Genomic DNA, 26,186 nt, shown 5'->3' with positions numbered 1-26,186 from the left:
AGCTAAAGGAATGCCTGAAGGAGAGTATGATTTAGGTGGTCAAAATGTCATCGTTAAAGGTAAAGAAGCACGTCTTGCTAGTGGCGCACTAGCTGGTAGTATCTTGAAAATGAACGAAGGCCTTCAAAATTTAATGACATATACTGATGATAAACTAGAGAACTTATGGAGAGTAACAAGTTTAAATCAGGCAATTGCTTTAGGTATCGATGATATTAAAGGAAGTATAAAAGTGGGTAAAGATGCAGATATTGTGATATTAGATGATGATTGCAATGTCATCAATACAATTAAAAATGGTGAGTGCCATCATTTTGATAAATAAAGTGTTTTATTGAATGGGGTAATTGTTTCCATTATAATGTAGCATTAGGTTTATATTTAACATTCTAGAAACGAAATATGATAAAATAGAAGAAATTACATTTTTTTCGGGGGTGTCACAATGGGAAGGTCTTAACATGTAGTCGTCGCTTGAGTATAAAAGATGATTTCAATACGTGTTACCCATGGGTGGCACATATAATATGGAGGTGAATCCCTAGAAATAGGGAATTAATTGGAAACTTCGACCATAATTAGTTTAATCACATTTTTTCTTTTGATTGCATTAACAACGGTATTCGTTGGATCAGAATTCGCACTTGTTAAAGTGAGATCGACACGAATTGAACAATTAGTTGAAGAAGGAAATAGAAGCGCTAAAATAGTAAAAAAAATGATCGCTAATCTAGACTATTATTTATCGGCATGCCAGTTAGGTATTACGGTGACTTCATTAGGTTTAGGTTGGTTAGGGGAGCCTACATTTGAAAAGTTACTGCATCCTCTATTCGATTTATTACATTTACCTGATGCGTTAACAACGACAATTTCGTTTGTTATCTCATTTATAGTAGTGACTTATTTACACGTGGTATTAGGTGAATTAGCGCCTAAATCATTTGCGATTCAACACACTGAACAACTTGCATTACTTTATTCAAGACCACTTTATTACTTTGGTAATATTATGAAACCGTTAATTTGGTTAATGAATGGTTCAGCACGTGTAATTGTTAGAATGTTTGGTTTTGATCCTGATGCGCAAACCGATGCGATGTCAGAAGAAGAAATTAAAATTATTATAAATAATAGTTATAACGGCGGAGAAATCAATCAGACAGAGCTTGCATATATGCAGAATATCTTTTCATTTGATGAACGTCATGCCAAAGATATCATGGTGCCACGTACTCAAATGATTACCCTTAATGAACCATTTAACGTGGATGAATTACTTGAAACAATTAAAGAACATCAATTTACTCGCTATCCAATTACAGAGGATGGGGATAAAGACCATGTCAAAGGATTTATTAACGTTAAGGAATTTTTAACAGAATATGCTTCAGGAGAGCCTATCAAAATTGCAAATTACATTCATGAATTACCAATGATTTCTGAAACAACACGTATAAGTGATGCGCTTATTCGTATGCAAAGAGAACATGTCCATATGAGTCTAATCATTGATGAATATGGTGGTACGGCAGGTATCTTAACAATGGAAGATATCTTAGAAGAGATTGTTGGTGAAATTCGAGATGAGTTTGATGATGATGAGGTCAATGATATCGTTAAACTTGATGATTCTACCTATCAAATTAACGGTCGTGTACTACTAGACGACTTGAACGAACAATTTGGTATTGAATTTGAAGATTCCGAAGATATTGATACGATTGGCGGTTGGCTTCAATCACGTAATACCAACTTACAAAAAGATGATTACGTAGATACAGAATTTGATCGTTGGATTATTACTGAAGTCGATAATCATCAAATTATATGGATTAATTTAAAATATGAATTTAACCAATCAAGACCAACGATGGATGAAGAATCTGATGATGATCATTCTGAATCATAAAAGTAAAGCCTTAATAGGTTGAGAATTAAACTTAAATAATTATTAGCTTATAGACAGCTTGGCTCTAAGGTGATTTCTTATATAGAAATCGTCTTAGGGCTTTTTCAATATTTAAGTGATGAAAATGTGCAAATAAACACTTTATTTGTGTGGTAAATAGGCCATAGGTTATGCTTATTGAGACGTACAGAACTATAGTTAAGGATAAATCTTACTTATTTAGAGAAAGGTTTTCATTTTCAAGATGAATCTGCATCGGTAAGTATTTAAATGAAGATGTATAAATAAAGGAGAGATACATAGAATGGTTAATGATACGCAAGTCTTAAATAATGGGTACCCAATGCCGTCGATTGGATTAGGTGTATACAAAATCACTGATGAAGAAATGGACAATGTAGTAAAAACTGCATTAGACGCTGGTTATCGTGCATTCGACACAGCATATTTCTATGGAAATGAAGTGGCTTTAGGTAAAGCTTTAAACAATTCTGAGATGAATCGCGACGAATTATTTATCACTTCAAAGTTATGGAATGATTATCAAGGTTATGACAGTACAATTGAATACTTTAATCGCTCACTTGAGAACTTAGGTTTAGATTACATTGATTTATTCTTAATTCACTGGCCTTGTGAAAAGGATGGCTTATTTATTGAATCTTATAAAGCGTTGGAAAAGTTATATGAAGAAGGTAAAGTAAAAGCGATTGGTGTGTGTAACTTTAAGGAACATCATTTGAAAAAGTTAATGGACGCAACGGATGTTGTACCTCAAGTCAATCAGATTGAATTGCATCCTTATTTTAACCAAAAAGAGGTGCAAGAATTCTGTGATGAACATGATATTAAAGTCACTGCGTGGATGCCTTTAATGAGAAATAGAGGTCTCTTAGATCATCCAACCATTGTAGATATTGCACAACGTCATGGTAAAACACCTGCCCAAGTTGTATTACGTTGGCATTTGGCACATGATCGAATCATTATTCCAAAATCTAAGACGCCAGAACGTATTCGAGAAAACTTTGATATTTTAGACTTTAATTTAGAACTTACGGAGGTAGCGGAGATAGATAGTTTAAACAAAAATGCACGTCAGGGTAAAGATCCTGATGATGTAAGTATTGGCGATCTAAAGTAGTTGGATAGGTAAATCATACTGGTGAAGCGTTTAGGGTTAAAAACTTTGATTAATTACATTATTTTTTGAAGTGAAAACGTCTAATATTTAATAATAATGAACAATTACAAATGTTGAGCTAAAGTTAAGATTATGTAAATGAATAGTTTTGGCTAGAATATACTATTAAGAAATTGATAAAATATTATTAAATAACTTTATAGAAAAGGATGTAATTAAATGAAAATCAGAGTCATCGTTCCGTGTTATAACGAAGGCGAAGTCGTATTAAAGACATATGACAAGTTGACTGAAATTATGACAGAAGATAGTTTAGTCAAAAATTATGAATACGATTTACTGTTTATTGACGATGGTAGCAAGGATAATACAATCGATCATTTACAAAATCTTGCTGCTTATGATTCTCATGTCAAATTCCTTTCATTTAGTAGAAATTTCGGTAAAGAAGCCGCGATGATAGCTGGTTATCAAAATAGTATCAATCATGATGCAGTCGTAATGATTGATGGTGATTTACAACATCCTCCAGAATATATTCCTCACATGATTGAAGGGTTTATAGAAGGATATGATCAAGTTATTGCTAAAAGAGATCGTGAAGGTGAGAACTTCGCACGTAAATCCATGTCTCGATTATATTATAAAATAATCAACGCTTTCGTGGAGGACGTTCAATTCGAAGATGGCGTGGGTGACTTTAGATTACTTAGTCAACGCGCAGTTCAAGCACTGACATCACTTGATGAATATAATCGATTTTCAAAAGGATTGTTCGAATGGATAGGATATAATACTAAAGTCTTTACCTATGAGAATGTGACGCGTGAAGCAGGAGAGTCAAAATGGACGTTTAGAAAGCTTTTAAATTATGGTATTGATGGATTAATATCATTCAATAATAAACCTTTACGTATGATGATTTACTTAGGTATGTTTACATTTTCAATTAGTATCTTATACATTATCTATCTATTAATTAATATTATAATCTCAGGTATCAATATTCCAGGATATTTCACTACAATTGCTGCAATACTCTTACTGGGAGGAATACAACTGATATCTATTGGTGTGATAGGTGAATATATCGGTCGTATTTATTATGAAGTTAAACGCAGACCGAAATATATTGTTCAGGCGACAAACCTTAAACCATCTGATACTGAAAATAAAACTAAAGAAGAACGTTCTGACGCTCAAACATCTCATTTTAAAGCTAAAGATGATTACTATCAATTTAGTGATTATCATAAAGATAGTGCACTTAAACAATCAAGTCATCAAGCTAATAATGAAGAAGAACAATATAAAGAACATGTCCATTAAAATAATGAAAAGGACAAAAATATTAATAGCGATAAGACGGTTTCAAATAGAAATCATCTTATCGCTATTTTAATGTGATGTAATATCAAATTTCTTTAACTTGAGTGTCATTGTAGTTCCGACATTAAGTTCACTTTCAACAATGATTGATCCATCAATTTGTTGAGCAAGTTCATTAGCAATGTACAATCCTAATCCTGAACCACCTGTTTTAGTATTTCTTGAGTCTTCTACTCTGAAAGTCCGCTCAAAAATACGAGATTGAAGTTCAGGTACAATTCCAATACCTTCATCTTTAATTGCGATGTTGATACAATCGTTTTCTTCATTTTCAGAAATAATAATATCGATGCGACTACCGTAATTAGAAAACTTTAAAGCGTTCTCTAATAAATTAGTCAAAATACGTTCTAATGGAGGTCGATATTGGTAGAATGCATCAATATTGTTACTGAAATTGACCTCTAGTGTTCGATTCTCTTGCTTAATTCGTTGTTCATAAGTTTGAAGAATAGTGACTAGTAATTGGTCTAGTTGAATTAATTCCAAAGGATAAGAACGACCAGTGTTAAGTGAAATCACGTGCGTCATGTCATCGAATAATGTAGAAAGACGATTTGCTTGTTTAATGAGTACGTCATAAGCAGCGTGAACTTCTTGTTTCTCACTAATGACCCCGTCGCGTAATCCTTCTGTATATGAGAGAATTCCTGCGAGTGGCGTTTTTAAATCATGGGCAAGATTTTGAATAATTTCCGTTTTTTCCTGTTGTTCGTTTTTAATCATGTCCATTTGTTTAGTGATTGCGTCTGCCATCTTGTTAAATGAATCATTAAGTTCTTTAATTTCTCTTGGAGATTGAAATGTATCATCGTCAATTAAATGCTCGTCGTTAACGAATTGTTTTGTCTTGATGTTGAATTGTTTAATTTTTTGGATTAATGGCGTAATAAAAATACTACAAATTGAAAGTGTTAAACAACTTGTTATCATTGTCGTAATGGTTAATGTTAAGGTCATATGACCGTTGAACCACATCAGTTTGTATGCAATGACAAGTATAATGGTAGTTAAGAGTACACTTGAAATGACGCCGATGGTAATTTGGCTACGAATAGAGAACATGCTTATCGGCTCCTTTCAAATTTATATCCTAACCCCCATACCGTTGTAATTGTATATGTGATGAAATGATGTTTCTCTAATTTTTCACGTATTCTATGGATATGAACGTTGACAGTATTGGCGTCTTCATAATAGTCATATCCCCAAACCTTTTCTAAAAGTTCGGATTTAGATATGACATCATTTTCTCGCGAAGCCAGATACCATAGTAATTCAAATTCTTTTATACGCATAGGAATTTCTTGATTATCTATAGTTAATGTTTTACTTGAATTATTTAATATTAATCCATTAAATTCGAGTTGTTCTATTCTATTAGAAGATTGATATTTACTAATTCGCGTGAGTAGGTTATTTGTTCGTAATACGAGTTCTCTAGGACTAAACGGTTTCTTAACATAATCATCTGCGCCTAGTGTAAGCGCATAGATTGTGTCGTGTTCCTGTGTTTTAGCCGTTAAGTAAATAAAAGGAATATCAAGTTGCTTTGCTTTCATTTCTTTAACAATATCGTAACCAGAAACTTCAGGCATCATGATATCTAAAATCATGACATCGATGTCTGATGATAATAATTGGATTGCTTCTTTTCCATTCGTTGTCGTAGTGACTTGATAGCCCTCATATTCAAAGTATGTTTGGCATATATCTACAATGTCTTGCTCATCATCCACGATCAGTAAGTGTGTCATGCTTGTCTTCACCTCGGTTGTTACGTTCTCTCAAATGAGTGATAACTTCTTTAAGTGAAACTTTATTTAGTAATGAGTGACTCATCAATAAAATAATAAAGAAAGCTAATTGTAGAGGGTACGTAAAAATCATATCTGCTAAGATATAATTTATCATAACAAAGGCGCCAAAGAAACTTGCAGCATATGCGAAGACGCCTAAGATGAGTCCTAAACCGATGGCCATTTCTCCTAACGGAATGATAAAATTAAATAAACCTGTTGAATGTGAGACGATATTTTCAAAGAACCATTTATACCATTGAGGTGAATCGGTATTATCACGAATGACAGGCACTAATCCATTTAAAGTAAAATCTCCCGTAAATTTTTCCAAGCCTTGTCTGAAAATCACAATACCTGAAATAATACGAATGATAATAATGATTAATAAACTTAATTTCTTCATAGTTAATCCTCTCTCTTTCTCTAGTTGCAAACGTATGAATAAGCTAATTTAAGTTATTTCAATTGCGCTCCACCGAAAATAACATGTGCCTTTTCGCAATAAATTGTAACTTCATTGTATTTATTTAAATCAACATTTTTTAAATTAAAAGTATGTTTGGATTTATTGTAATCTACAGTTGAGATTTTCTTACCTGATTTGATATCACCGTCTTTAGTTAAGAAGACATATAAATCTGGACCTTTAGATGACTTATAATTTCCTAACATCAATTTACCATTTTCAATTTTAGCCGTGCCTTCTACTTTTTCACCATTTTTGGATTTAAACGTACCGGATAGTTTTTTCGTTTTATCAGTTTTAACTTTACTTTCTTCTTGTTGCTTATCTTTGTGTTGAGAATGTTCTTGATCAGAATTAGAATTTCCACACGCACCTAATGTAAGTGATGTGACAATTGCGCCGACTGCAAATAAATATTTTGTATTCATGATGTATTCCTCTTTTCTATATGTATTTAAGATTAGTTTAAGCGGGATAACATTTTTAAACCATTAACTATTTCTTAACTACATTTAAAAAAGAATTAAATCAAAATTCTTTTTATTTATACTTTTGATAATGAATGTATAAATAGTGTGATGGTAGATAGAGGGGATTAAAAGAAGAAAAAATATATCTGCTTAAATATCAAGCAACAGTTTATTAGGAAATTTGTGTCTTTAAAGAGATTAAAACGAACAATGATATAAAATAAGCTCTAAGACAATTTCTATCAGGTAGTGAGCACCATAAAGTTAAATTTTAAACTAACTTTTGGATTGCCCACCAAATTAGAAATGATCTTAGAGCTAAGTATTTTGGGATTGATGACCCAATCTGAGTAATTTATTTGGAATAAATATGGGTGCTATTGTTTTCTTTTTACGAAGAAAATGCCTTGCCATAAAATAAATGCTATGAATAGGAAGTAAACAATCACGTATACATACCAAAACGGAGTTAAAATCATCATTATTATAAAAGATAAGATGATGACAAGGGTTCCGGTAGTAATAGGTCTTTTAACTTTGGTTAACAAAGAGATGTGTTCAATTTCAGACATCTTAAAGGTCCCGATAAATACCAACACTGCACCGAAGATAAATATTGCTGGTGCTAAATATGGTATAGACATGTATACAGATTGTTCACTAGAAATATCAGTGATAAATTGGGAAAGGCTTATAACAATAGCAAAGATTGTAGCTATAAATTTTTGTTCTGTAATCTGAAATGGATATAATTTTTTATTTAAATATATTTGTAAAAATGTCCATATTAAAAATAACAATACAGTAGATAAAGTAATGAAATTAAACTTATCTATCACATAAATATCAATAATACTGTTAAGCGATATCGCTAATAATATGGAGCTAAACTTAAGTTGATTGAATTGATGCCGATAAAGGTCAAAGCCAACAATAAGCAAGACGACGGCTATATTAACTAATATATATATAATCATGTTGAACTCCTATCCACAATTCTTCATTTCAACATTATATCAATTAACATAAACTTAATCATTACAAAACACTCAATAAGTCTTAACTTAATTATTTTAAACGCCTTTTTTATTACTCCACAATAATGTATGTAATTGTGGAAGTACATATACATGATTCATATCACTACTTTCCATGACACGGTCAACTAATTTTTCATATCTCTCTAGTAGTTTGTAAGTATGATGCTCGACGTCATCCTCTAAATAAGGATTACCCACTTGGAGATAAAATGGAATGGATGGGTAACGATGGTGAATCATTTTCGCAAATTCATAATCTTCTTCATTAAATATGACAACTTTTAGATTGAGAGTATGGTGTACACATTGTTCTATTACTGAATCTAAAATATCTAAATTAGGTTTCATTTTGGAACTTGGTGGTTTAGGACTGATCGTTAAATCATTAATTTGTGTCATCCACGGTTGGAATTTACTGCCTTGCGTTTCTAGAGCTGTATAAATATTCTTTTCCTCGAATAAGTCGACTAAATCTTGAATACCTTTAATCAAGGCAGGATTTCCACCTGAAATCGTGACATGGTTAAAATTATCTCCACCAACTTCGCGTAATTCTTCATATATTTCTTCGGCAGAGAGAAGGCGTATATCTTCTTTAGCGCTTCCATCCCAAGTGAAAGCAGAATCGCACCAACTACAGCGGTAATCACAACCTGCTGTACGCACAAACATGGTTTTACGTCCAATCACACGACCTTCTCCTTGTATTGTAGGGCCGAATACTTCTAAAACAGGTATTTTAGCCATGATTTACTTCGCTTCCTTTGGTCGGTAGACAACATAACTTGTAGGAGTTTCGCGTAAATATACTTGTACACATTGAGGTTGGTTATCACGATCGCTTAAATAATCTTGTACCATATTGTAAATCGTTTGTGCGACGATTTCTGTAGAAGGACTTTTTCCTTTAAAAGGTGTTAAGTCATTCAACAAATAATGGTCAAATTGATCATGTATTAACTTTTTCAAATCACTAAAATTCACTAAAAAACCATTATGATCCAACGTATCTCCGGCAATTGTTATATTAACGAAATACGTATGGCCATGTGTTCTCATGCATTTACCAGCATCTTCACTTGGAATGTAATGTGCTGCAGAAAAATTGAAATCTTTATTTAATTCAAATTGATAAGGATGTGTGACACTTGGATAAATTTGTTGCATCATGCTATTCAGCTCCTTTACTTTCGAGGTAATGATGTAAACCACGGGCTCTTAATTTACAAGCAGGACACTCGCCACAACCATCACCAATGATACCGTTGTAGCATGTCAATGTATTATAACGAATATAGTCTAATACACCTAATTCGTCACTTAATTCCCAAGTCTGGGCTTTATCCAACCACATCAGTGGTGTATGGATGACAAAATCTTTACCCATCGAGAGGCTAAGCGTAACATTCATAGATTTAATGAAGCTATCTCTACAATCTGGATATCCTGAGAAGTCAGTTTCACAAACACCAGTAATGATGTGTTTTGCGTTTATTTGATAGGCTAATGCGCCTGCAAAGGATAAGAATAATAAATTACGTGCTGGGACAAATGTATTGGGGATACCGTCTTCATTTTCTTCAATGTCTAAATCATGTTGTGTAAGTGCATTTGGTGTGAGTTGAGATAATAATGACATGTCTAAGATGTGATGTTTTAAACCTTGCTCGTTGGCAATTTTTTTCGCTACTTCAATTTCGGTATCATGTCTTTGACCATAATTAAATGTAACGAGTTCAACTTCTTTAAAATGTTTCTTAGCATAAAACAAACATGTCGTACTATCTTGGCCGCCACTAAATACGACAATTGCTTTATCTTTGTTTAAGTCACTTTCAGTCATTAGTATAGCTCCTTATCGTTATTAATTTTGTGCATAAAAAAAGTCTATCTCTATAAAAAAGATAGACGTGAAGATGTAAGGACACATATCATTTTAATGTTATAACTAAAAGTATATGTATACTCGCATTCATAGTAGTAGAATACTTGTCTAGTTTTTTATAGAGGGTTTCTGCTAGGAACCTCTTTTTATTTATTTTTGTACGCAAAATAGAATAAACGATATACTATATAAAATCAAGTCACGTTCTGTGATAATAGAGTGACAAAAGTAAAAATGATTAAAATTTAACTACGGAGCACATTTATGATAGTAATGATAGATAACCATGATTCATTTACATATAATTTAATAGATTATCTTACAGTCCAAACAACTGATGATGTTCAGGTCATATCCGTTGATCAAGTCACGATTCCAATGCTTAAACAATTAGACCCTCAGGTAATTGTTATTTCTCCTGGGCCTGGTCGTCCAAGTGATTATCCTATACTTTCAACTATACTCACGGAATATTATCGAGATGTGCCTATATTAGGTGTATGTTTGGGCTTTCAAGTCATCGTTGAACACTTTGGCGGGCAAATTATACATAATGATAAACCAGTTCACGGTCATACCACAACGCTGCATCATTCAAATGAAGGAATCTTTAAGGACCTTCCTTTGTATTTTAATGTAATGCGATACCATTCGCTTATGGCCGATCCATTACAAATACCTCATTCACTAAAGGTTACTGCTTATAATAATGAAGGAATTGTTATGGCCGTACAGCACCGCGATTTTCATGTTTATGGTGTTCAATATCATCCAGAATCTATATTAAGTGAGTATGGACACGAACAGCTTAAGTTATTTTTAAATGAGGCAGGCGTTCAATATGCATGTTGAATTCAATTATCGATATTACGAAGATGAGAATCAATCTAAAGATTATCATTTAATTATGGAAGAATGTTTAGACTCTGCAATTGCTTATCATCTTGATGAAGTGGGAGAGGTTGTTAATTTTGCGGAAAATGAACAACAAAAAGGGCGTTATGTGGCATTATATATGACGTACGAAGCGGCACCTTATTTTAATGATAAAATGAGCGTCAATATAATAGAAGAAAATCAAATATTGGCAGTAGCTTATTCATTTAAAGATGTTCGGCATAAAAAAGAAAATGCTAGTGCAAGTCACAACAGAAAATTAAATTCCACAAAACAAAGGCATCATTTTAAATTTCATGAAAGTGATGATGCCATGATGAGAAAAATTAAATTAATACAACAAGCAATTGTAGAAGGGCATACCTATCAAGTGAACTATACGACTCGTTTGTATTCGGCCATTCATTTTCCTATAACAGCATTATATGACAAACTAACAGCACATCAGAATGGACACTACACAGCTTTATTAGATACACCAGAGATACAAGTGGCTTCGATTTCACCAGAGTTATTCTTCCAAAAAGGAGATTTCAAAGAGCATGACAATGTCATCTTAAGTAAACCGATGAAAGGCACGATGCCAAGAGGTCGGTCAATCGAGGAAGATGAACAGTTATACTACGCTTTGAAGCATTCAGCAAAGGATAGAGCCGAAAATGTCATGATAGTGGATTTACTTCGAAATGATATTACTCGAATTTCGCAAAGTGGCACGATAAACGTTGATCAACCATTTATGATTGAATGTTATGATACCGTATTTCAAATGACGAGTATGGTGAGCGGTCAATTAAAGCCACAGACAAATTTAGTCGATATCATGCGCGCACTATTTCCATGTGGTTCTATCACTGGTGCGCCTAAATTAAGTACCATGAAGTATATTCAACAGTTGGAAACATCGCCTCGATCAATTTATTGTGGCACGATTGGTGTGTTGTTGCCAGATGGCCGTATGATATTTAATATTCCTATACGTACAATTGAATATAGAAATCAAGAGGCGATTTATGGGGTGGGCGCTGGTATTACCATTGATTCTATCCCTGAAAATGAAGTGCAAGAATTTCACGATAAAACTAAGATTTTGGAGAATTTATAAGATGCAATTATTTGAAACAATGAGACTTGAAAATGGTGATATTCCAAGATTAGATTATCATTTTAAAAGAATTCAAAAGTCTAGTGCAGATTTAAAATTTAATTTAAATACTCAAAAATGGCATGAATTAATACAATTGATAAGAGAAACATATCCAAAAGGCGAATATCGGTTAAAAGTAACTTTGGAGCGCGATGGACACTTAGATTATATTATTGCACCTTTACCGGAAAAGACACTATTCACTGCTCGTTTAGTTCAAAGAACACATCACGTTAATCAGAAATATTTAGTGAATAAAACTTCAGAACGTCATTATTTAGAACATAATCATGAAACAGATTTAATTCTATTATATGATGAAACAGGAAAAATATTAGAATTCGATATTGGCAATATTATGATAGGTGAGGGGAATGACTTATACACTCCAACTTATCATCAGGACTTTTTACTTGGATGTATGAGACAATCTCTTCTTGATCAAGGTAGAATGATAGAGAAAGATATTTATGTTGATGATTTAAAAAAGAAGATTCAAGCAAATCAAATTAATCTCTACTTAATCAATAGTTTACGAGAGGTTGCCGATGTCAAAATTTATATATAAAATTAGAATGAAAGATAATTTTAATAATTAAAAAGAGGTAGCCTATGGCATTATTATGGTTCGTTATATTGGTAGTGCTGGTAAGTCTAAATAAATATATTATACAAAAGTTGATGGCGAAACAGAGACACCTAAGTGCAAGAATGACTGCCACTATAACTTGCCTTTGTGCGTGTGTATTGGTTTATCTTTTAATAAAATCACTGATGCCACATGTCATTGATTTAATGAATGTGTTTTATCATCACTAATATGTATGAGGTGGAAATATGAAAGTATACAGTCAAGGCGATCAAGCCATTGTTGTATCTATAGAAAAAGATGTATCTCAAAAACTTACAGAAGATTTAATAGCGCTTAGATCATACTTAATTGATAAAGCATATCCATTTATTACTGAAATTGTACCTACCGAGTCTGATTTAATGATTTGTTATGATGCGAGAGATATGATTAAACATCACAATATACAATCACCATTTCTATATATGAAGGCTTTAATTGATTCTGTGCAATTAGAAATTAAACACAACGATGAAGCCCAACAACCATTAGAAGTGCCTATTGTTTATGGAGATGAGTTTGGACCTGATTTACCTGAATTATTGAAATACCTTAAACTTAAATTATCCGATTTTATCCAGTTACATACTGGCGAACAATATTTTGTTTCAATGATGGGATATTCTCCTGGATTTCCTTATTTAACAGGAATGCATAAAAAATTACACGTGAATCACACAAGTAAACAGAAAAAGTTTATTCCTGCTGGTTCTGTGATTATTGAAGGGAAAAAATGTGGCATCGTTACAACTGATACATACAACGATTGGTTAGTGATTGGTTATACGCCACTTCAGTTATTCTTTCCTGACCGTGAAGACTTCACATTATTAAAATTAGGAGATAATGTAAAGTTCGTTGCGAAAGAGAAAAATGAAATAGAGCTAGGAGATTTTAAATATGTCGATCATAATAGAAAATAGTGGTCTATTCAGTAGCTTTCAAGATTTTGGGAGAAATGGTTATGAGCATGATGGTGTAATCCCAGGTGGTGCGCTCGACGATTTAGCACATGAGATTGCAAATCGACTTGTAGCAAATGATAAGAATGAAGCTACACTTGAGATGACGCATAAAATGGCTGAAATTCGTTTCACTGAACCTGCACTTATTGCTTTGACAGGTGGAAACTTTAAAGCCGAAACACAAAACATCACAATCTATCCTAATAAATTATATCTTATAGAAGAAGGTGAAGTACTCAAATTTAGAGAAACAAGTCGTACTTCACGAGTTTATTTAGCTGTTGGTGGGGGTTTCAAGTTAGATAACTGGCTCAATTCTACGTCGACTGATTTTAATGTGAAAATTGGTGGTTTCAAAGGAAGAAAGCTTGAAAAAGGCGATGAGATTGAACTTAAACGAGCATATTCAAAGCGACATAAAAAGTTATTTGAAAATTTAGCTGAAACACGTACGACTGATTGGGGAATAGATGGATATGCATTATCCTTCAATTATATGTCAGATGTCTTCCATATTATTAAGAATAAAGGCACAGAAGATTTTAAAAAAGATGTAATTAATCGTTTTACTCTATCCGAATATAAAGTGTCGAGTAAGACCAATCGTGTAGGGATGTTGTTAGACGGCCAAAAAATTAAAGCTTATTACGACGATATGCCAGCGCATCAGTCTGTAAAAAAGGGAACAGTGCAAGTTAAAAGAGATGGTACGCCCATTGTGTTATTGAATGATCACTATACATTGGGCAGTTACCCACAAATTGGAACCATCGCAAGCTATCATTTAACGAAGTTAGCTCAAAAGCCACAAGGTTCAAAACTGAAATTCCAATTTATAGATATTGAAACCGCAGAAAAGAATTTAGTTAAATACAGTAATTGGTTAAATCAACTATTTCATGGGATAGAATATCGCATGCAGTTGGAAATGATGAAATAAAGCGCGCATGGTTTAAACAAAATTTATTGATCACTAATAATATGCTAGTCCTAAAGTATGATGAAATGATAAACATTAATCATTATAATTAGATATTGTTTTTATAAAGAAACTAAGCAAGTTGTTTAAGGGTATAGACTCCCTTGAACTTTAAAATTACACTTTTATATCATGTTTTTGCTTGATATTTGTGTGACATTACTATATATTTATAAATTGAACTATGTATTATTATTACAATTTGGTTACAAACTTCATTATTTCTTAATAATAAGTTAACAACCTTAAAGTATAAGTGAGTTCACTCGTGTAGTGTTACTCGCTTACATTGTTGTGTTAAAAGGTTAAATAACCTTATGAACGATGATGATCACAAATAAAACTGAGCCAATGGAACATAAAATTTTGTAAAACAACCAATAAAAATTGAATTGTCCGAAAGCGACAATATATCATTTTGATAATTAAATAATCATCTCAAAGTGACGTATCAAGTTTTGTAATTAATTTTTATCTAAAAACTTTGAAACTTTTATTTAATTACATGACATTGGGATAAATGTTCAAAATGATTTATTACTATTAACGGAGGAAACAAACATGAGTTTACCCAAAAAGAAAATTAGTCTTTTTGCGTTTTTCTTATTAACGGTATTCACCATTACCTTAAAGACGTATTTTTCATATTATGTTGATTTTTCTTTAGGTGTTAAGGGACTAGTACAAAACTTAATATTACTTATGAATCCTTACAGTTTAATCGCACTTACATTAAGTGTGCTATTATTCTTCAAAGGTAAGAAAGCTTTCTGGTTCATTTTTATTGGAGGATTTCTATTAACATTTTTACTTTATGCGAATGTAGTGTACTTCCGATTCTTCTCAGATTTTTTAACTTTTAGTACACTGAACCAAGCTGGTAACGTTGAGTCAATGGGTGGCGCTGTAGGTGCTTCGTTTAAATGGTATGACTTTGTTTACTTCATTGACACAATTATCTACCTTATTATTTTAATTTTTAAACGTAATTGGTTAGATACTAGAGCATTTAGTAAGAAATTTGTTCCAGTTGTTATGGCTGCATCAGTAGCTTTATTCTTCTTAAATTTAGCATTTGCTGAAACAGATAGACCAGAATTATTAACAAGAACGTTTGACCATAAATATCTTGTTAAATATTTAGGACCATACAACTTCACTGTTTATGACGGTGTAAAAACAATCGAAAATAATCAACAAAAAGCGCTTGCATCAGAAGATGATTTAACAAAAGTACTTAACTACACGAAACAAAAGCGTACTGAGCCAAATAAAGAATATTATGGTGTAGCGAAAAAGAAAAATATCATTAAAATTCACTTAGAAAGTTTCCAAACTTTCCTAATCAATAAAAAGGTAAATGGTAAAGAAGTCACACCATTCTTGAATAAATTATCAAGTGGTAAGAAAGACTTTACTTATTTCCCTAACTTCTTCCATCAAACTGGACAAGGTAAAACATCAGATGCCGAGTTTACAATGGATAATAGTATGTATGGATTACCACAAGGTTCTGCATACTCACTAAAAGGCGATAACACTTACCAATCGTTACCAGCCATTTTAGACCAAAAGCAAGGTTACACATCTAATGTTATGCACGGTGACTATAAAACATTCTGGAACCGTGATCAGGTCTATAAACACTTTGGTATTGATAAATTCTACGATGCAACATATTACGATATGTCTGACGATAATATTGTTAACCTTGGTCTTAAAGATAAACCATTCTTTAAAGCATCAGCGGATTATCAATCTAAGATGAAACAACCGTTCTACTCACATATGATTACATTAACAAATCACTATCCATTTACATTGGATGAGAAAGATGCTTCAATCGATAAACCTAATACAGGTGATGCAACAGTAGACGGTTATATTCAAACGGCACATTACTTAGACCAAGCATTAGAAGAGTACATTACTGATCTTAAGAAAAAAGGTCTTTATGACAAGTCAGTAATTATGATTTATGGTGACCACTACGGTATCTCTGAAAATCATAACAACGCAATGGAAAAACTATTAGGTGAAAAAATCACTCCAGCTAAATTCACAGACTTGAACCGTACTGGTTTCTGGTTGAAAATACCTGGCAAACCAGGTGGCGTGAATAAAGAATATGCTGGTCAAATGGATGTAATGCCGACAGTACTACATTTATTAGGTATTGATAGTAAGAATTACTTAATGTTTGGTACAGACATGTTCTCAAAACAACATAATGATGTTGTTCCATTTAGAAATGGAGATTTCATTACCAAAGATTATAAATACGTAAATGGTAAGATTTACTCTAATAAAGACAATGAATTACTCACTAAGAAACCTAAGGACTTCGACAAGAATAAGAAACAGGTTGAAAAAGATCTTGAAATGAGTGACAGTGTTCTTAACGGTGACTTGTTCAGATTCTATAAAAACCCTGACTTCAAGAAAGTAAACCCATCTAAGTATGAATACAAAGCAGGTCCTAAAGGTAATGAGAAAAAATAATAATCTAACATCAATCTGGATTGAGTCGCTTAACTAAGTTTACTCAATCCAGATTTTTCCTTTCTACACAAAAGAGGACTATCAGATCCTTCGCTATTCGCGAAACATGTTATCTGATAGTCCTCTTTTTTTAATATAAGCGATTTGCAATCAATGCAATCTAGCAAGAATGAATCATAACCACTTAACCAAGTGCAACATCAAGAATCATCATAATGGTAAATCCAAACATGAGGCTCATTGTAGCTAAATCTGTATTGTTACCAGATTGAGAATCTGGAATAAGTTCTTCCACAACAACGAAAATCATTGCACCTGCAGCAAAGGCTAATGCATAAGGTAAAATAGGATTGACCACTAAAATAGCCGCAGCACCAATTGTTGCAAAGATAGGTTCAACAATCGCCGAAGCTTGTCCGTAATTAAACGATTTCCAGCGAGATGCACCCGCAGCTCTAATTGGCATAGAGAGTGCTGCACCTTCTGGAATATTTTGGATACCGATACCGATGGCAAGTCCAATGGCACCTAGAAATGTAGCTTGACCATTTCCTGATGCAACGCCACCAAAGGCGACCCCAATAGATAATCCTTCAGGAATGTTATGAAGCGTGATTGCTAAAACAAGCAATGAATTTTTACTGAGAGAGGTTTTAACACCTTCTCGTTGTTGGTTTTTATCCTGAGCATTTTGATGAATATGAGGAATCACATAATCTAATACTCGTATAAATATGCCTCCAAGTACAAAGCCAATAGCAGCTGGAAGCCATGGTAATGAACTTCCTTTACTTGATTCGATTGCTGGTTGTAATAATGACCAAAAACTTGCTGAAATCATAATTCCGGCTGCAAAACCCTGCATAGAATTTAAAACTTTGTCATTTACTTTCTTAAACACAAACACAGCTGCAGCTCCAAGTGCTGTAAGTAACCATGTGATGATACCAGCTATGAGTGCTTGAATGTAAGGAGGCAAGTTTTCGAAGATTTGTGCCATAAGTAGGTCTCCTTGTATCATTTAAGCTTAAAAAGGTGTATAATATATAGAACTGAATTAAGCTTAACAAAATTATTTTAAAAATTCGATAGTTGACAAAATTCGATATTTGAAAAGGAAGATAAGCATGGAAGCATACAAAATTGAACATTTAAATAAATCCTATGCAGACAAAGTGATATTCGATAATTTGAACTTATCCATTTCTGAACACGAGAGAATTGGACTTGTTGGCATCAATGGAACAGGTAAGAGTACATTGCTCAAAGTCATTGGTGGATTAGATGAAGATTTTACTGCGGATATTACACATCCCAACCATTATCGAATTCGTTATTCTTCTCAGAAGCAAGATTTAGATGAGGAATTGACTGTGTTTGAAGCGGTATTAAGTTCAGATACGCCAACTTTACGAGTGATTAAAGACTATGAAAAAGCTGTGAATGCTTACGCAATCGACCAAAGTGAAGCACAATTCAATGCGATGATGAAAGCTCAAGAAGCCATGGACCAAAGCGATGCGTGGGATTATAATGCTGAAATTAAAACGATATTATCTAAATTAGGTATTAATGATACGACTAAATATGTTCGGGAACTATCAGGTGGACAACAAAAGCGAGTAGTTCTTGCCAAGACATTGATTGAACAGCCTGATTTATTATTACTAGATGAACCGACTAACCATTTAGATTTTGAATCGATTAACTGGCTAATTAATTATGTGAAACAATACCCACATACAGTTTTATTTGTAACTCATGATCGTTACTTTTTAAATGAAGTATCGACAAGAATTATTGAATTGGATAGAGGTAAGTTAACAGCATACCCAGGTAACTACGAGGATTACATAGCAATGCGTGCTGAAAATGAAGTGATTGAACAAAAACAACAAGAAAAACAAAAATCACTATATAAGAAAGAACTAGCATGGATGCGCGCAGGCGTTAAAGCTAGAACTACAAAGCAACAAGCACGTATCAACCGATTCAATAATCTTGAAAGTGAAGTGAAAGGTCAGCATACTCAAGATAAAGGTGAATTGAATCTCGCGTATTCTAGATTAGGTAAACAAGTTTATGAATTAGAGCATGTGACGAAATCGATTGATGATAAAGTGCTATTTAAAGACATTACGGAAATTATACAGAGTGGACAACGTATAGGTGTTGTAGGGCCAAACGGCGCAGGTAAAACGACACTACTTAATATCTTAAGCAACGAAGATCACGACTTTGAAGGTGTATTAAAGATAGGTCAAACAGTAAAAGTTGCCTATTTTAAACAAACGGAAGAAACACTGGATCGTGATATACGAATGATTGATTATCTTCGTGAAGAAAGTGAAGTGGCTAAGGAGAAAGATGGCACTTCAATTTCAATCACACAACTATTAGAGCGCTTTTTATTCCCAAGTTCAACACACGGTAAGAAAATTTATAAACTTTCAGGTGGCGAACAAAAAAGGCTCTATTTATTAAGATTGTTAGTCCATAAACCTAATGTACTTTTATTAGATGAGCCTACAAATGACCTAGATACTGAAACGTTAACAATATTAGAAGATTATATTGACGATTTCGGTGGTTCAGTTATTACTGTAAGTCACGACCGTTATTTCTTGAATAAAGTTGCACAAGAATATTGGTATATTCATGACGGTTACATGGAAAAGATTATAGGCACATTTGAAGATTATGAAAAGTATAAAAAAGAACAAGAACGTCAGGCTGCATTAGCTAAACAATCAGCACAACAGTCAAAGCAAAAAACACAAGTAAGAAAGAAAACAGGGCTTTCTTATAAAGAGAAATTAGAATACGAAACATTAATGACACGTATTGATGAAACGGAAACAAGATTAGAAGAAATTGATGAAGAAATGGTGGCAGCAAGTGCTGACTATGCAAAGATTAAAGAATTAAATGAAGAAAAAGAACAGCTTGAACAAACATATGAAACAGACATCACAAGATGGAGTGAACTTGAAGAAATAAAAGAACAATAAGGGGACTGTAATCATGCAAGAAACTTTATCGCATTATTTTGGTTACGAAACATTTAGGCCAGGACAAAAGGAGATTATAACCAAAATATTAGACCATCGTAATACACTCGGAGTACTTCCAACCGGTGGCGGTAAATCAATATGTTATCAAGTACCTGGACTCATGCTTGGTGGTACAACTATAGTCATTAGTCCACTTATTTCATTAATGAAAGACCAAGTTGATCAGCTTAAAGCAATGGGGATTGAAGCTGCATACTTGAATAGTAGTCTAACTCAGAAGCAACAAAAAGATATTGAAGATAAACTTAAGCAGGGTGACATTCAATTTTTATATGTTGCACCAGAGCGATTTGAGAACACATTCTTCTTAAATTTACTTAGAAAGATTGATATTCATCTTATTGCTTTTGATGAAGCACACTGTATTTCAAAATGGGGACATGATTTTAGACCAAGTTATCAAAGTGTGATTCATAAAGTATTCACTTTACCTCAAGATTTCACGATAGTAGCCTTAACAGCTACAGCTACTGCTGAAGTTCAACAGGATATTATGGAAAAGTTAAATATCGGCAAGTATGATGAAATTAAGACAAGTACGAAACGCCGTAATTTAATTTTCAAAGTGAATCCAACCTACCAACGCCAAAAATTTGTTGTCGACTATGTCACTAGCCATGATGGACAAGCTGGGATTATTTATTGTTCTACACGTAAACAGGTAGAGGAACTTAATGAAGCATTAGAAAATGAAAAAGTTAAAAGTACAATTTATCACGCAGGTTTAACGAATAAAGAGCGTGAGGCTGCACAAAATGATTTCTTATACGATCGTGTGGATGTTGTTGTAGCAACGAATGCGTTTGGTATGGGGATTGATAAATCAAATGTGAGATACGTGATTCATTATAATATGCCTGGAGATATTGAATCATATTATCAAGAAGCGGGACGTGCTGGTCGTGATGGATTGAAGAGTGAATGTATCCTTCTTTTTAGTGAACGTGATAAGGGATTACATGAATATTTTATTACAGTTTCTCAAGCAGATGATGATTATAAAGATAAAATGGGCGAAAAACTCACAAAGATGCTTCAATATACGAAAACTAAGAAATGCTTAGAAGCTACGATTGTCCATTATTTTGAACCAAATGAAAAGTTAGAAGAATGCGAACAATGTAGTAATTGCGTGCAAGAAAATAAAACATATAACATGACACGTGAAGCTAAAATGATTATTAGTTGTATTGCAAGAATGAAACAACAAGAAAGCTACAGTGTGATTATTCAAGTTTTAAGAGGCGAAATCACAGATTACATTAAATACAATGATTATGATCAACTCACAACTCATGGTTTAATGAAGGATTATACAACTTCAGAATTAGCACATCTGATAGATGAATTACGATTTAAAGGTTATCTTAACGAAAATGATGAAATACTCATTTGCGATAACTCTGTGAAAAAGCTACTTAACGATAGTACAAAAGTTTATACCACACCATTTAAACAAAAGAGTAAAGAAAAAGTATACATCAATACTGTTGAAGGCGTAGACCGAGCACTCTATGGTGAACTTGTAGCAGTGCGTAAACAGTTAAGTGATAAATTAGGCATTGCACCGGTTAGTATCTTCTCAGACTATACGCTTGAAGAGTTTGCGAAACGTAAACCCGAATCTAAACAGGAAATGATTTCTATCGATGGTGTAGGAAGTTATAAATTAAAACATTACTGCCCTAAATTTTTTAGAAAAAATCCAAACCTATAAAACAAGTATTTAAAATGACGATAAAGTAAAATAAATGAACTTTTTATCAACTTAACAACGGCTAGATCTAATATATTTTAGATTCAGTCGTTGTTTTTTATTAGAGCGACTTTTAGAAATAGAAATGAACCATCTAATTTTTCGCTAAAATTTGGGACTTTCCATTTGTTTTTTTATACTATTTTCAATATGTGTAGAAGATTTAGAATCTTTAATAATATAATTCACGTTAAAATGTTATTTTTTAATTAAAAGTGATTTAATAGGGAATATAGTTTAAAATTGTCTACTTTTTGTAGGACGAATGAAGGTGAAATTGTGATTGAATTTAAGAATGTTACGAAACGATATGGAAATAATATTGCAGTAGATAATGTGAGTTTTAACATAAAAGAAGGGGAATTTTTTGTATTAATTGGACCATCAGGTTGCGGAAAAACAACTACACTCAAAATGATTAATCGCTTAATCCCATTAAGTGAAGGGTACATCTATTTTAAAGAAAAACCAATTAGCGATTATCCAGTTTATGAAATGCGTTGGGATATTGGCTATGTACTCCAACAAATTGCATTATTCCCACATATGACTATTAAAGAGAATATTGCTCAAGTTCCTCAGATGAAAAAATGGAAAGATAAGGATATTGATCAACGCGTCGATGAATTATTAAGTATGGTTAATTTAGAACCTGAGAAATTCAAAAATAGAAAGCCAGACGAATTATCAGGCGGTCAACGTCAACGTGTAGGTGTTGTGCGCGCATTAGCAGCTGACCCGCCTGTAATTATTATGGATGAGCCTTTTAGTGCACTAGACCCTATTAGTAGAGAGAAACTACAGGATGATTTAATTGACTTACAAACAAAAATTAAAAAGACGATTGTTTTCGTGACACATGATATTCAGGAAGCAATGAAGTTGGGAGATAGAATTTGTTTGTTGAATAATGGTCATGTTGAACAGATTGATACACCACAAGGTTTTAAAGATCATCCGCAGAGTGAGTTTGTTAAACAATTTATGGGAAGTCACCTTGAACAACAGAATGGCGATTCACTTGCGCAAATTCAAATTAAAGATTTAAATGTTCACCGTTCGCTTAATGAAATGTCTGCTACTTCCAACTACCCTGAAGTAAATGAAAGTCAGAATATCGAAAGTATTTATCATTTATTAGCACAAAATGATGGTGTGATTATTTTAAATAGTGACAATCAAGCGCAATACTTATTAAAACGTGAAGACATTTTCAATTATTTATCGGAAAGAAAGGAGCGTATCACGCATGCATGAATTTCTAAGCACGTTAAGTGATAGAAAAGGACAACTCCTTTCTACGATTATTGAACATATTCAAATATCTTTTATCGCATTACTTATTGCGACAATTATTGCGGTACCTCTAGGAATACTTTTAACAAAAACTAAAAAACTATCAGAAATCGTGATGAATATCGCTGCGGTGCTCCAAACTATACCTTCATTAGCATTATTAGGATTGATGATACCTATATTTGGGATTGGACGTGTACCTGCAATCATCGCGTTAGTCGTTTATGCATTATTACCAATATTGCGGAATACATATACTGGTATTAAAGAGGTTGATCCGTCATTAGTCGAAGCGGCTAAAGGTATTGGTATGAAACCATTCAGAAGACTGACTAAGGTAGAATTACCTATTGCGATGCCGGTCATCATGGCAGGTATTCGCACTGCAATGGTATTAATTATTGGTACTGCTACGTTAGCAGCTTTAATTGGTGCTGGTGGTTTAGGGGACCTCATTCTATTAGGTATTGATCGTAATGATAGTTCGCTTATTTTAATTGGTGCGATTCCAGCAGCTTTATTAGCTATCATTTTCGATTTAATTCTTAGATATATGGAGAAGCTTTCTTACAAAAAACTATTAATCACACTAGGTGCGATTGTGTTAGTGATTCTATTAGCAATTGTTATTCCATTATTCGCGCAAAAGGGTGACAAAATTACCCTCGCAGGTAAACTCGGTTCAGAACCTTCAGTGATTACTAACATGTACAAAATTCTAATAGAAGAGGAAACAGATGATACTGTGGATGTTAAAGATGGAATGGGGAAAACATCGTTCCTATTCAATGCATTGAAATCTGATGATATCGATGGTTATCTCGAGTTTACTGGAACAGTTCTTGGAGAATTGACAAAAGAAGATTTAAAATCTAAAAAAGAGCCAGCCGTTTATAATCAAGCGAAAACAAGCTTAGAGAAAAAGTATAAGATGACAATGTTAAAACCAATGAAGTATAACAACACATATGCGTTAGCAGTGAAGCGTGACTTTGCTAAGAAAAATAATATTAAAACAATTGGCGATTTACAAAAAGTTGAAGATAAGCTTAAACCAGGGTTCACTCTAGAGTTTAATGATAGACCAGATGGCTTTAAAGCAGTGAAAAAAGCCTATGATCTCAACATTTCAAATGTGAAAACAATGGAACCTAAATTACGTTATACTGCTGTTGAAAAAGGCGACATTAACTTAATCGACGCTTATTCAACAGATGCTGAATTAAAACAATATGACATGGTTGTATTGAAAGATGATAAACATGTATTCCCACCATATCAAGGTGCACCAATGTTTAAAGAGAAATTCCTTAAAGAACATCCAGAAATTAAGAAACCGCTCAATCAATTAGCTGGTAAAATTACGGATGAACAAATGCAAGAAATGAATTATAAAGTAACTGTTAAAAAAGAAGACCCTTATAAAGTGGCAAAAGCTTACTTGAAAAAAGAAGGGCTTGTTAAATAATCAATTTGAAATTCCTGGCATTGAATTGTCAGGAATTTTATTTATAAATAGTTTGAATGTCATTGATTTTAAATTACTCCATTGTATATAATGGGTATTAAGTTTTTTAAAATTTCAGTCAATTCAAGGGGAGAATTCGATTATGAAGAAACAATTAGAGCAACTATCAGCTTATGAACCTGGACTTTCTCCAGAAGCATTGAAAAACAAATACGGCATTGAAAGGGAGCTATTTAAATTAGCGTCTAATGAAAATTTATACGGTCCTACGCCTAAAGTGAAAGAAGCAATTGAACAGCACCTAGACGAATTATATTATTATCCTGAGTCAGGCTCACCAGGTCTTAGAAAGGTATTGAGTGAGCATTTAAATGTTGATGAATCACGTATTCTTTTTGGAGCAGGTTTAGATGAAGTGATATTAATGATTTCAAGAGCAGTGTTAACTCCAGGTGATAAAATCGTGACAAGTGAAGCTACGTTCGGTCAATACTATCATAACGCTATTGTTGAATCCGCAGATGTAGTACAAGTTCCGCTTAAAGATGGTGGATTTGATTTAGAGGGAATTCTACAAAGTATTGATGAACATACTGCGTTAGTTTGGCTATGTAATCCTAACAATCCTACTGGTACATATTTCAACCATGAAACCTTATTCCATTTCCTAGAACGTGTTCCGAGTCATATCCCAGTGTTAATTGACGAGGCTTACGTCGAATTTGTAACTGCTAAAGACTTTCCTAATACATTAAAGTTGCAGGAAACATTTGATAATGCGTTTTTATTGCGCACATTTTCTAAAGCATATGGGCTTGCAGGCTTAAGAGTTGGGTACGTGGTAGCTTCTTCAGACGCTATTGAAAAGTGGAACATCATTAGACCACCATTCAATGTGACTAGACTTTCAGAGTACGCAGCTATTGCTGCTTTAGAAGACCAAGCGTATTTGAATGAAATTACTCAAAAATATGCCGAAGAACGCGAAAAATTCTATGCAATCCCTCAAAGTGAACACTTTTTACCAAGTCAAACTAATTTTATCTTTGTGAAAACGACGAATAGTAAGGCGCTATATGATGAATTGTTAGAAGTAGGGTGTATTACACGTCCATTTCCTACTGGAGTAAGAATTACTATCGGTTTCCCTGAACAAAATCAAAAAATGATAGAAGTACTTCAAAACTTTAATTATTAGAAGAATTAAACTTTACTATTTATTTTAAAACGAAGTAGTATAGTCAAATTAGAGGTATATTTTAGACTGTTAACTCTGTAAAAAAGCATTTTCACATTGAGATAAAAATACATTATATGTGAATCCATTCAAATAATATCAATACTGCGTATTGCTTAGCTCCCT

24 protein-coding genes, 1 pseudogene and 1 riboswitch are annotated in these 26,186 nt (G+C 33.1%); of the genes and pseudogenes, 16 read left to right on the top strand and 9 right to left on the bottom strand.

Translation table 11 applies throughout. From position 1 onward, the window contains the following. From HMPREF3264_RS09825 to HMPREF3264_RS09810, 4 genes are all read left to right on the top strand, one after another. Positions 1–325, top strand: a 325-nt coding sequence (locus HMPREF3264_RS09825; protein WP_141764484.1) for an amidohydrolase family protein, incomplete at its 5' end; no start/stop codon positions are given. Between the two features lie 234 nt (positions 326–559). Then, positions 560–1,912, top strand: a complete 1,353-nt coding sequence (locus HMPREF3264_RS09820; RefSeq protein WP_070873210.1) for a hemolysin family protein — start codon at positions 560–562, stop codon at positions 1,910–1,912. Positions 1,913–2,216: 304 nt separating this feature from the next. Continuing rightward, on the top strand, positions 2,217–3,056 hold the full coding sequence (locus HMPREF3264_RS09815; RefSeq protein WP_002441439.1) for an aldo/keto reductase: 840 nt from the start codon (positions 2,217–2,219) through the stop codon (positions 3,054–3,056). Positions 3,057–3,275: 219 nt separating this feature from the next. Then, positions 3,276–4,385: a glycosyltransferase family 2 protein gene (locus tag HMPREF3264_RS09810; RefSeq protein ID WP_070873209.1), complete on the top strand. Its 1,110-nt coding sequence runs from the start codon at positions 3,276–3,278 to the stop codon at positions 4,383–4,385. 69 nt (positions 4,386–4,454) lie between these two features. On the opposite strand, the gene HMPREF3264_RS09805 is transcribed toward HMPREF3264_RS09810, so the two are convergent. The 8 genes from HMPREF3264_RS09805 to queC form a co-directional block, all read right to left on the bottom strand. Further along, complete coding sequence (locus tag HMPREF3264_RS09805; protein ID WP_070873208.1) at positions 4,455–5,510, bottom strand: sensor histidine kinase; 1,056 nt, start codon at positions 5,508–5,510, stop codon at positions 4,455–4,457. 2 nt (positions 5,511–5,512) lie between these two features. Beyond that, positions 5,513–6,202 (bottom strand): response regulator transcription factor SaeR, encoded by a 690-nt coding sequence (gene saeR / locus HMPREF3264_RS09800; protein ID WP_002441446.1) that lies wholly within the window; start codon positions 6,200–6,202, stop codon positions 5,513–5,515. Further along, positions 6,177–6,650 carry a DoxX family membrane protein gene (locus HMPREF3264_RS09795; RefSeq protein WP_070832421.1) on the bottom strand — a complete coding sequence of 158 codons (474 nt, stop codon included), beginning with the start codon at positions 6,648–6,650 and terminating at the stop codon, positions 6,177–6,179. The genes saeR and HMPREF3264_RS09795 overlap by 26 nt, the downstream gene beginning before the upstream one ends. Positions 6,651–6,703: 53 nt before the next feature. After that, positions 6,704–7,141 carry a DM13 domain-containing protein gene (locus HMPREF3264_RS09790; RefSeq protein ID WP_070873207.1) on the bottom strand — a complete coding sequence of 146 codons (438 nt, stop codon included), beginning with the start codon at positions 7,139–7,141 and terminating at the stop codon, positions 6,704–6,706. 419 nt (positions 7,142–7,560) lie between these two features. Then, positions 7,561–8,160 carry a hypothetical protein gene (locus HMPREF3264_RS09785; protein ID WP_070832415.1) on the bottom strand — a complete coding sequence of 200 codons (600 nt, stop codon included), beginning with the start codon at positions 8,158–8,160 and terminating at the stop codon, positions 7,561–7,563. Positions 8,161–8,256: 96 nt separating this feature from the next. Beyond that, positions 8,257–8,970 carry a 7-carboxy-7-deazaguanine synthase QueE gene (queE, locus tag HMPREF3264_RS09780; RefSeq protein WP_070873206.1) on the bottom strand — a complete coding sequence of 238 codons (714 nt, stop codon included), beginning with the start codon at positions 8,968–8,970 and terminating at the stop codon, positions 8,257–8,259. A gap of 3 nt (positions 8,971–8,973) precedes the next feature. Further along, entirely contained in the window at positions 8,974–9,393 is a 420-nt protein-coding gene (gene queD, locus HMPREF3264_RS09775) for a 6-carboxytetrahydropterin synthase QueD (protein WP_070832412.1), read from the bottom strand. A 1-nt stretch (position 9,394) separates the two neighbouring features. Next, the gene (gene queC, locus HMPREF3264_RS09770) at positions 9,395–10,066 is read right to left on the bottom strand and encodes a 7-cyano-7-deazaguanine synthase QueC (protein ID WP_070873205.1); all 672 of its coding nucleotides are present in this window, start codon (positions 10,064–10,066) and stop codon (positions 9,395–9,397) included. 144 nt (positions 10,067–10,210) lie between these two features. Next, positions 10,211–10,257, bottom strand: a riboswitch (PreQ1 riboswitch). A 115-nt stretch (positions 10,258–10,372) separates the two neighbouring features. On the opposite strand from queC, the gene HMPREF3264_RS09765 reads away from it, so the two are divergent. The 7 genes from HMPREF3264_RS09765 (at position 10,373) to ltaS (ending at position 17,229) form a co-directional block, all read left to right on the top strand. Further along, positions 10,373–10,960, top strand: coding sequence for an anthranilate synthase component II (locus HMPREF3264_RS09765; RefSeq protein ID WP_070873204.1), 588 nt, complete (start codon positions 10,373–10,375; stop codon positions 10,958–10,960). Further along, positions 10,950–12,110, top strand: a complete 1,161-nt coding sequence (gene pabB, locus HMPREF3264_RS09760) for an aminodeoxychorismate synthase component I (protein WP_070873203.1) — start codon at positions 10,950–10,952, stop codon at positions 12,108–12,110. The genes HMPREF3264_RS09765 and pabB overlap by 11 nt, the downstream gene beginning before the upstream one ends. Position 12,111: 1 nt before the next feature. Continuing rightward, a complete protein-coding gene (locus tag HMPREF3264_RS09755) occupies positions 12,112–12,720 on the top strand; it encodes an aminotransferase class IV (protein ID WP_037541173.1) in 609 nt (202 codons plus the stop codon). A 44-nt stretch (positions 12,721–12,764) separates the two neighbouring features. Then, on the top strand, positions 12,765–12,971 hold the full coding sequence (locus HMPREF3264_RS13155; RefSeq protein WP_037541174.1) for a hypothetical protein: 207 nt from the start codon (positions 12,765–12,767) through the stop codon (positions 12,969–12,971). Between the two features lie 18 nt (positions 12,972–12,989). Continuing rightward, positions 12,990–13,706 (top strand): 5-oxoprolinase subunit B family protein, encoded by a 717-nt coding sequence (locus tag HMPREF3264_RS09745; protein ID WP_002441464.1) that lies wholly within the window; start codon positions 12,990–12,992, stop codon positions 13,704–13,706. Further along, entirely contained in the window at positions 13,684–14,688 is a 1,005-nt protein-coding gene (locus HMPREF3264_RS09740) for a 5-oxoprolinase subunit C family protein (RefSeq protein ID WP_070832391.1), read from the top strand. Before HMPREF3264_RS09745 ends, HMPREF3264_RS09740 begins: the two co-directional genes overlap by 23 nt. 600 nt (positions 14,689–15,288) lie before the next feature. Further along, positions 15,289–17,229 carry a polyglycerol-phosphate lipoteichoic acid synthase LtaS gene (gene ltaS / locus HMPREF3264_RS09735; RefSeq protein WP_002441466.1) on the top strand — a complete coding sequence of 647 codons (1,941 nt, stop codon included), beginning with the start codon at positions 15,289–15,291 and terminating at the stop codon, positions 17,227–17,229. Between the two features lie 184 nt (positions 17,230–17,413). On the opposite strand, the gene HMPREF3264_RS09730 is transcribed toward ltaS, so the two are convergent. Beyond that, positions 17,414–18,229: a ZIP family metal transporter gene (locus tag HMPREF3264_RS09730; RefSeq protein WP_070873202.1), complete on the bottom strand. Its 816-nt coding sequence runs from the start codon at positions 18,227–18,229 to the stop codon at positions 17,414–17,416. 121 nt (positions 18,230–18,350) lie between these two features. Between HMPREF3264_RS09730 and HMPREF3264_RS09725 the strand changes: the two genes are divergently transcribed. The 5 genes and pseudogenes from HMPREF3264_RS09725 (at position 18,351) to hisC (ending at position 26,021) form a co-directional block, all read left to right on the top strand. Beyond that, positions 18,351–20,240: an ABC-F family ATP-binding cassette domain-containing protein gene (locus HMPREF3264_RS09725; RefSeq protein ID WP_176746840.1), complete on the top strand. Its 1,890-nt coding sequence runs from the start codon at positions 18,351–18,353 to the stop codon at positions 20,238–20,240. Positions 20,241–20,250: 10 nt separating this feature from the next. After that, positions 20,251–22,033 (top strand): annotated as a pseudogene (gene recQ, locus HMPREF3264_RS09720) (DNA helicase RecQ). Between the two features lie 305 nt (positions 22,034–22,338). Then, a complete protein-coding gene (locus HMPREF3264_RS09715; RefSeq protein ID WP_070873200.1) occupies positions 22,339–23,316 on the top strand; it encodes an ABC transporter ATP-binding protein in 978 nt (325 codons plus the stop codon). Further along, positions 23,309–24,823, top strand: coding sequence for an ABC transporter permease/substrate-binding protein (locus HMPREF3264_RS09710; RefSeq protein ID WP_002441471.1), 1,515 nt, complete (start codon positions 23,309–23,311; stop codon positions 24,821–24,823). The genes HMPREF3264_RS09715 and HMPREF3264_RS09710 overlap by 8 nt, the downstream gene beginning before the upstream one ends. 142 nt (positions 24,824–24,965) lie before the next feature. Continuing rightward, positions 24,966–26,021, top strand: coding sequence for a histidinol-phosphate transaminase (hisC, locus tag HMPREF3264_RS09705; protein ID WP_070873199.1), 1,056 nt, complete (start codon positions 24,966–24,968; stop codon positions 26,019–26,021). The last annotated feature ends 165 nt before the right edge of the window (positions 26,022–26,186 follow it).

It is taken from the genome of Staphylococcus sp. HMSC62A08 (assembly GCF_001839105.1).
GTDB classification, from domain to species: domain Bacteria; phylum Bacillota; class Bacilli; order Staphylococcales; family Staphylococcaceae; genus Staphylococcus; species Staphylococcus caprae.
This window is presented reverse-complemented; position numbering and strand designations above follow the sequence as displayed.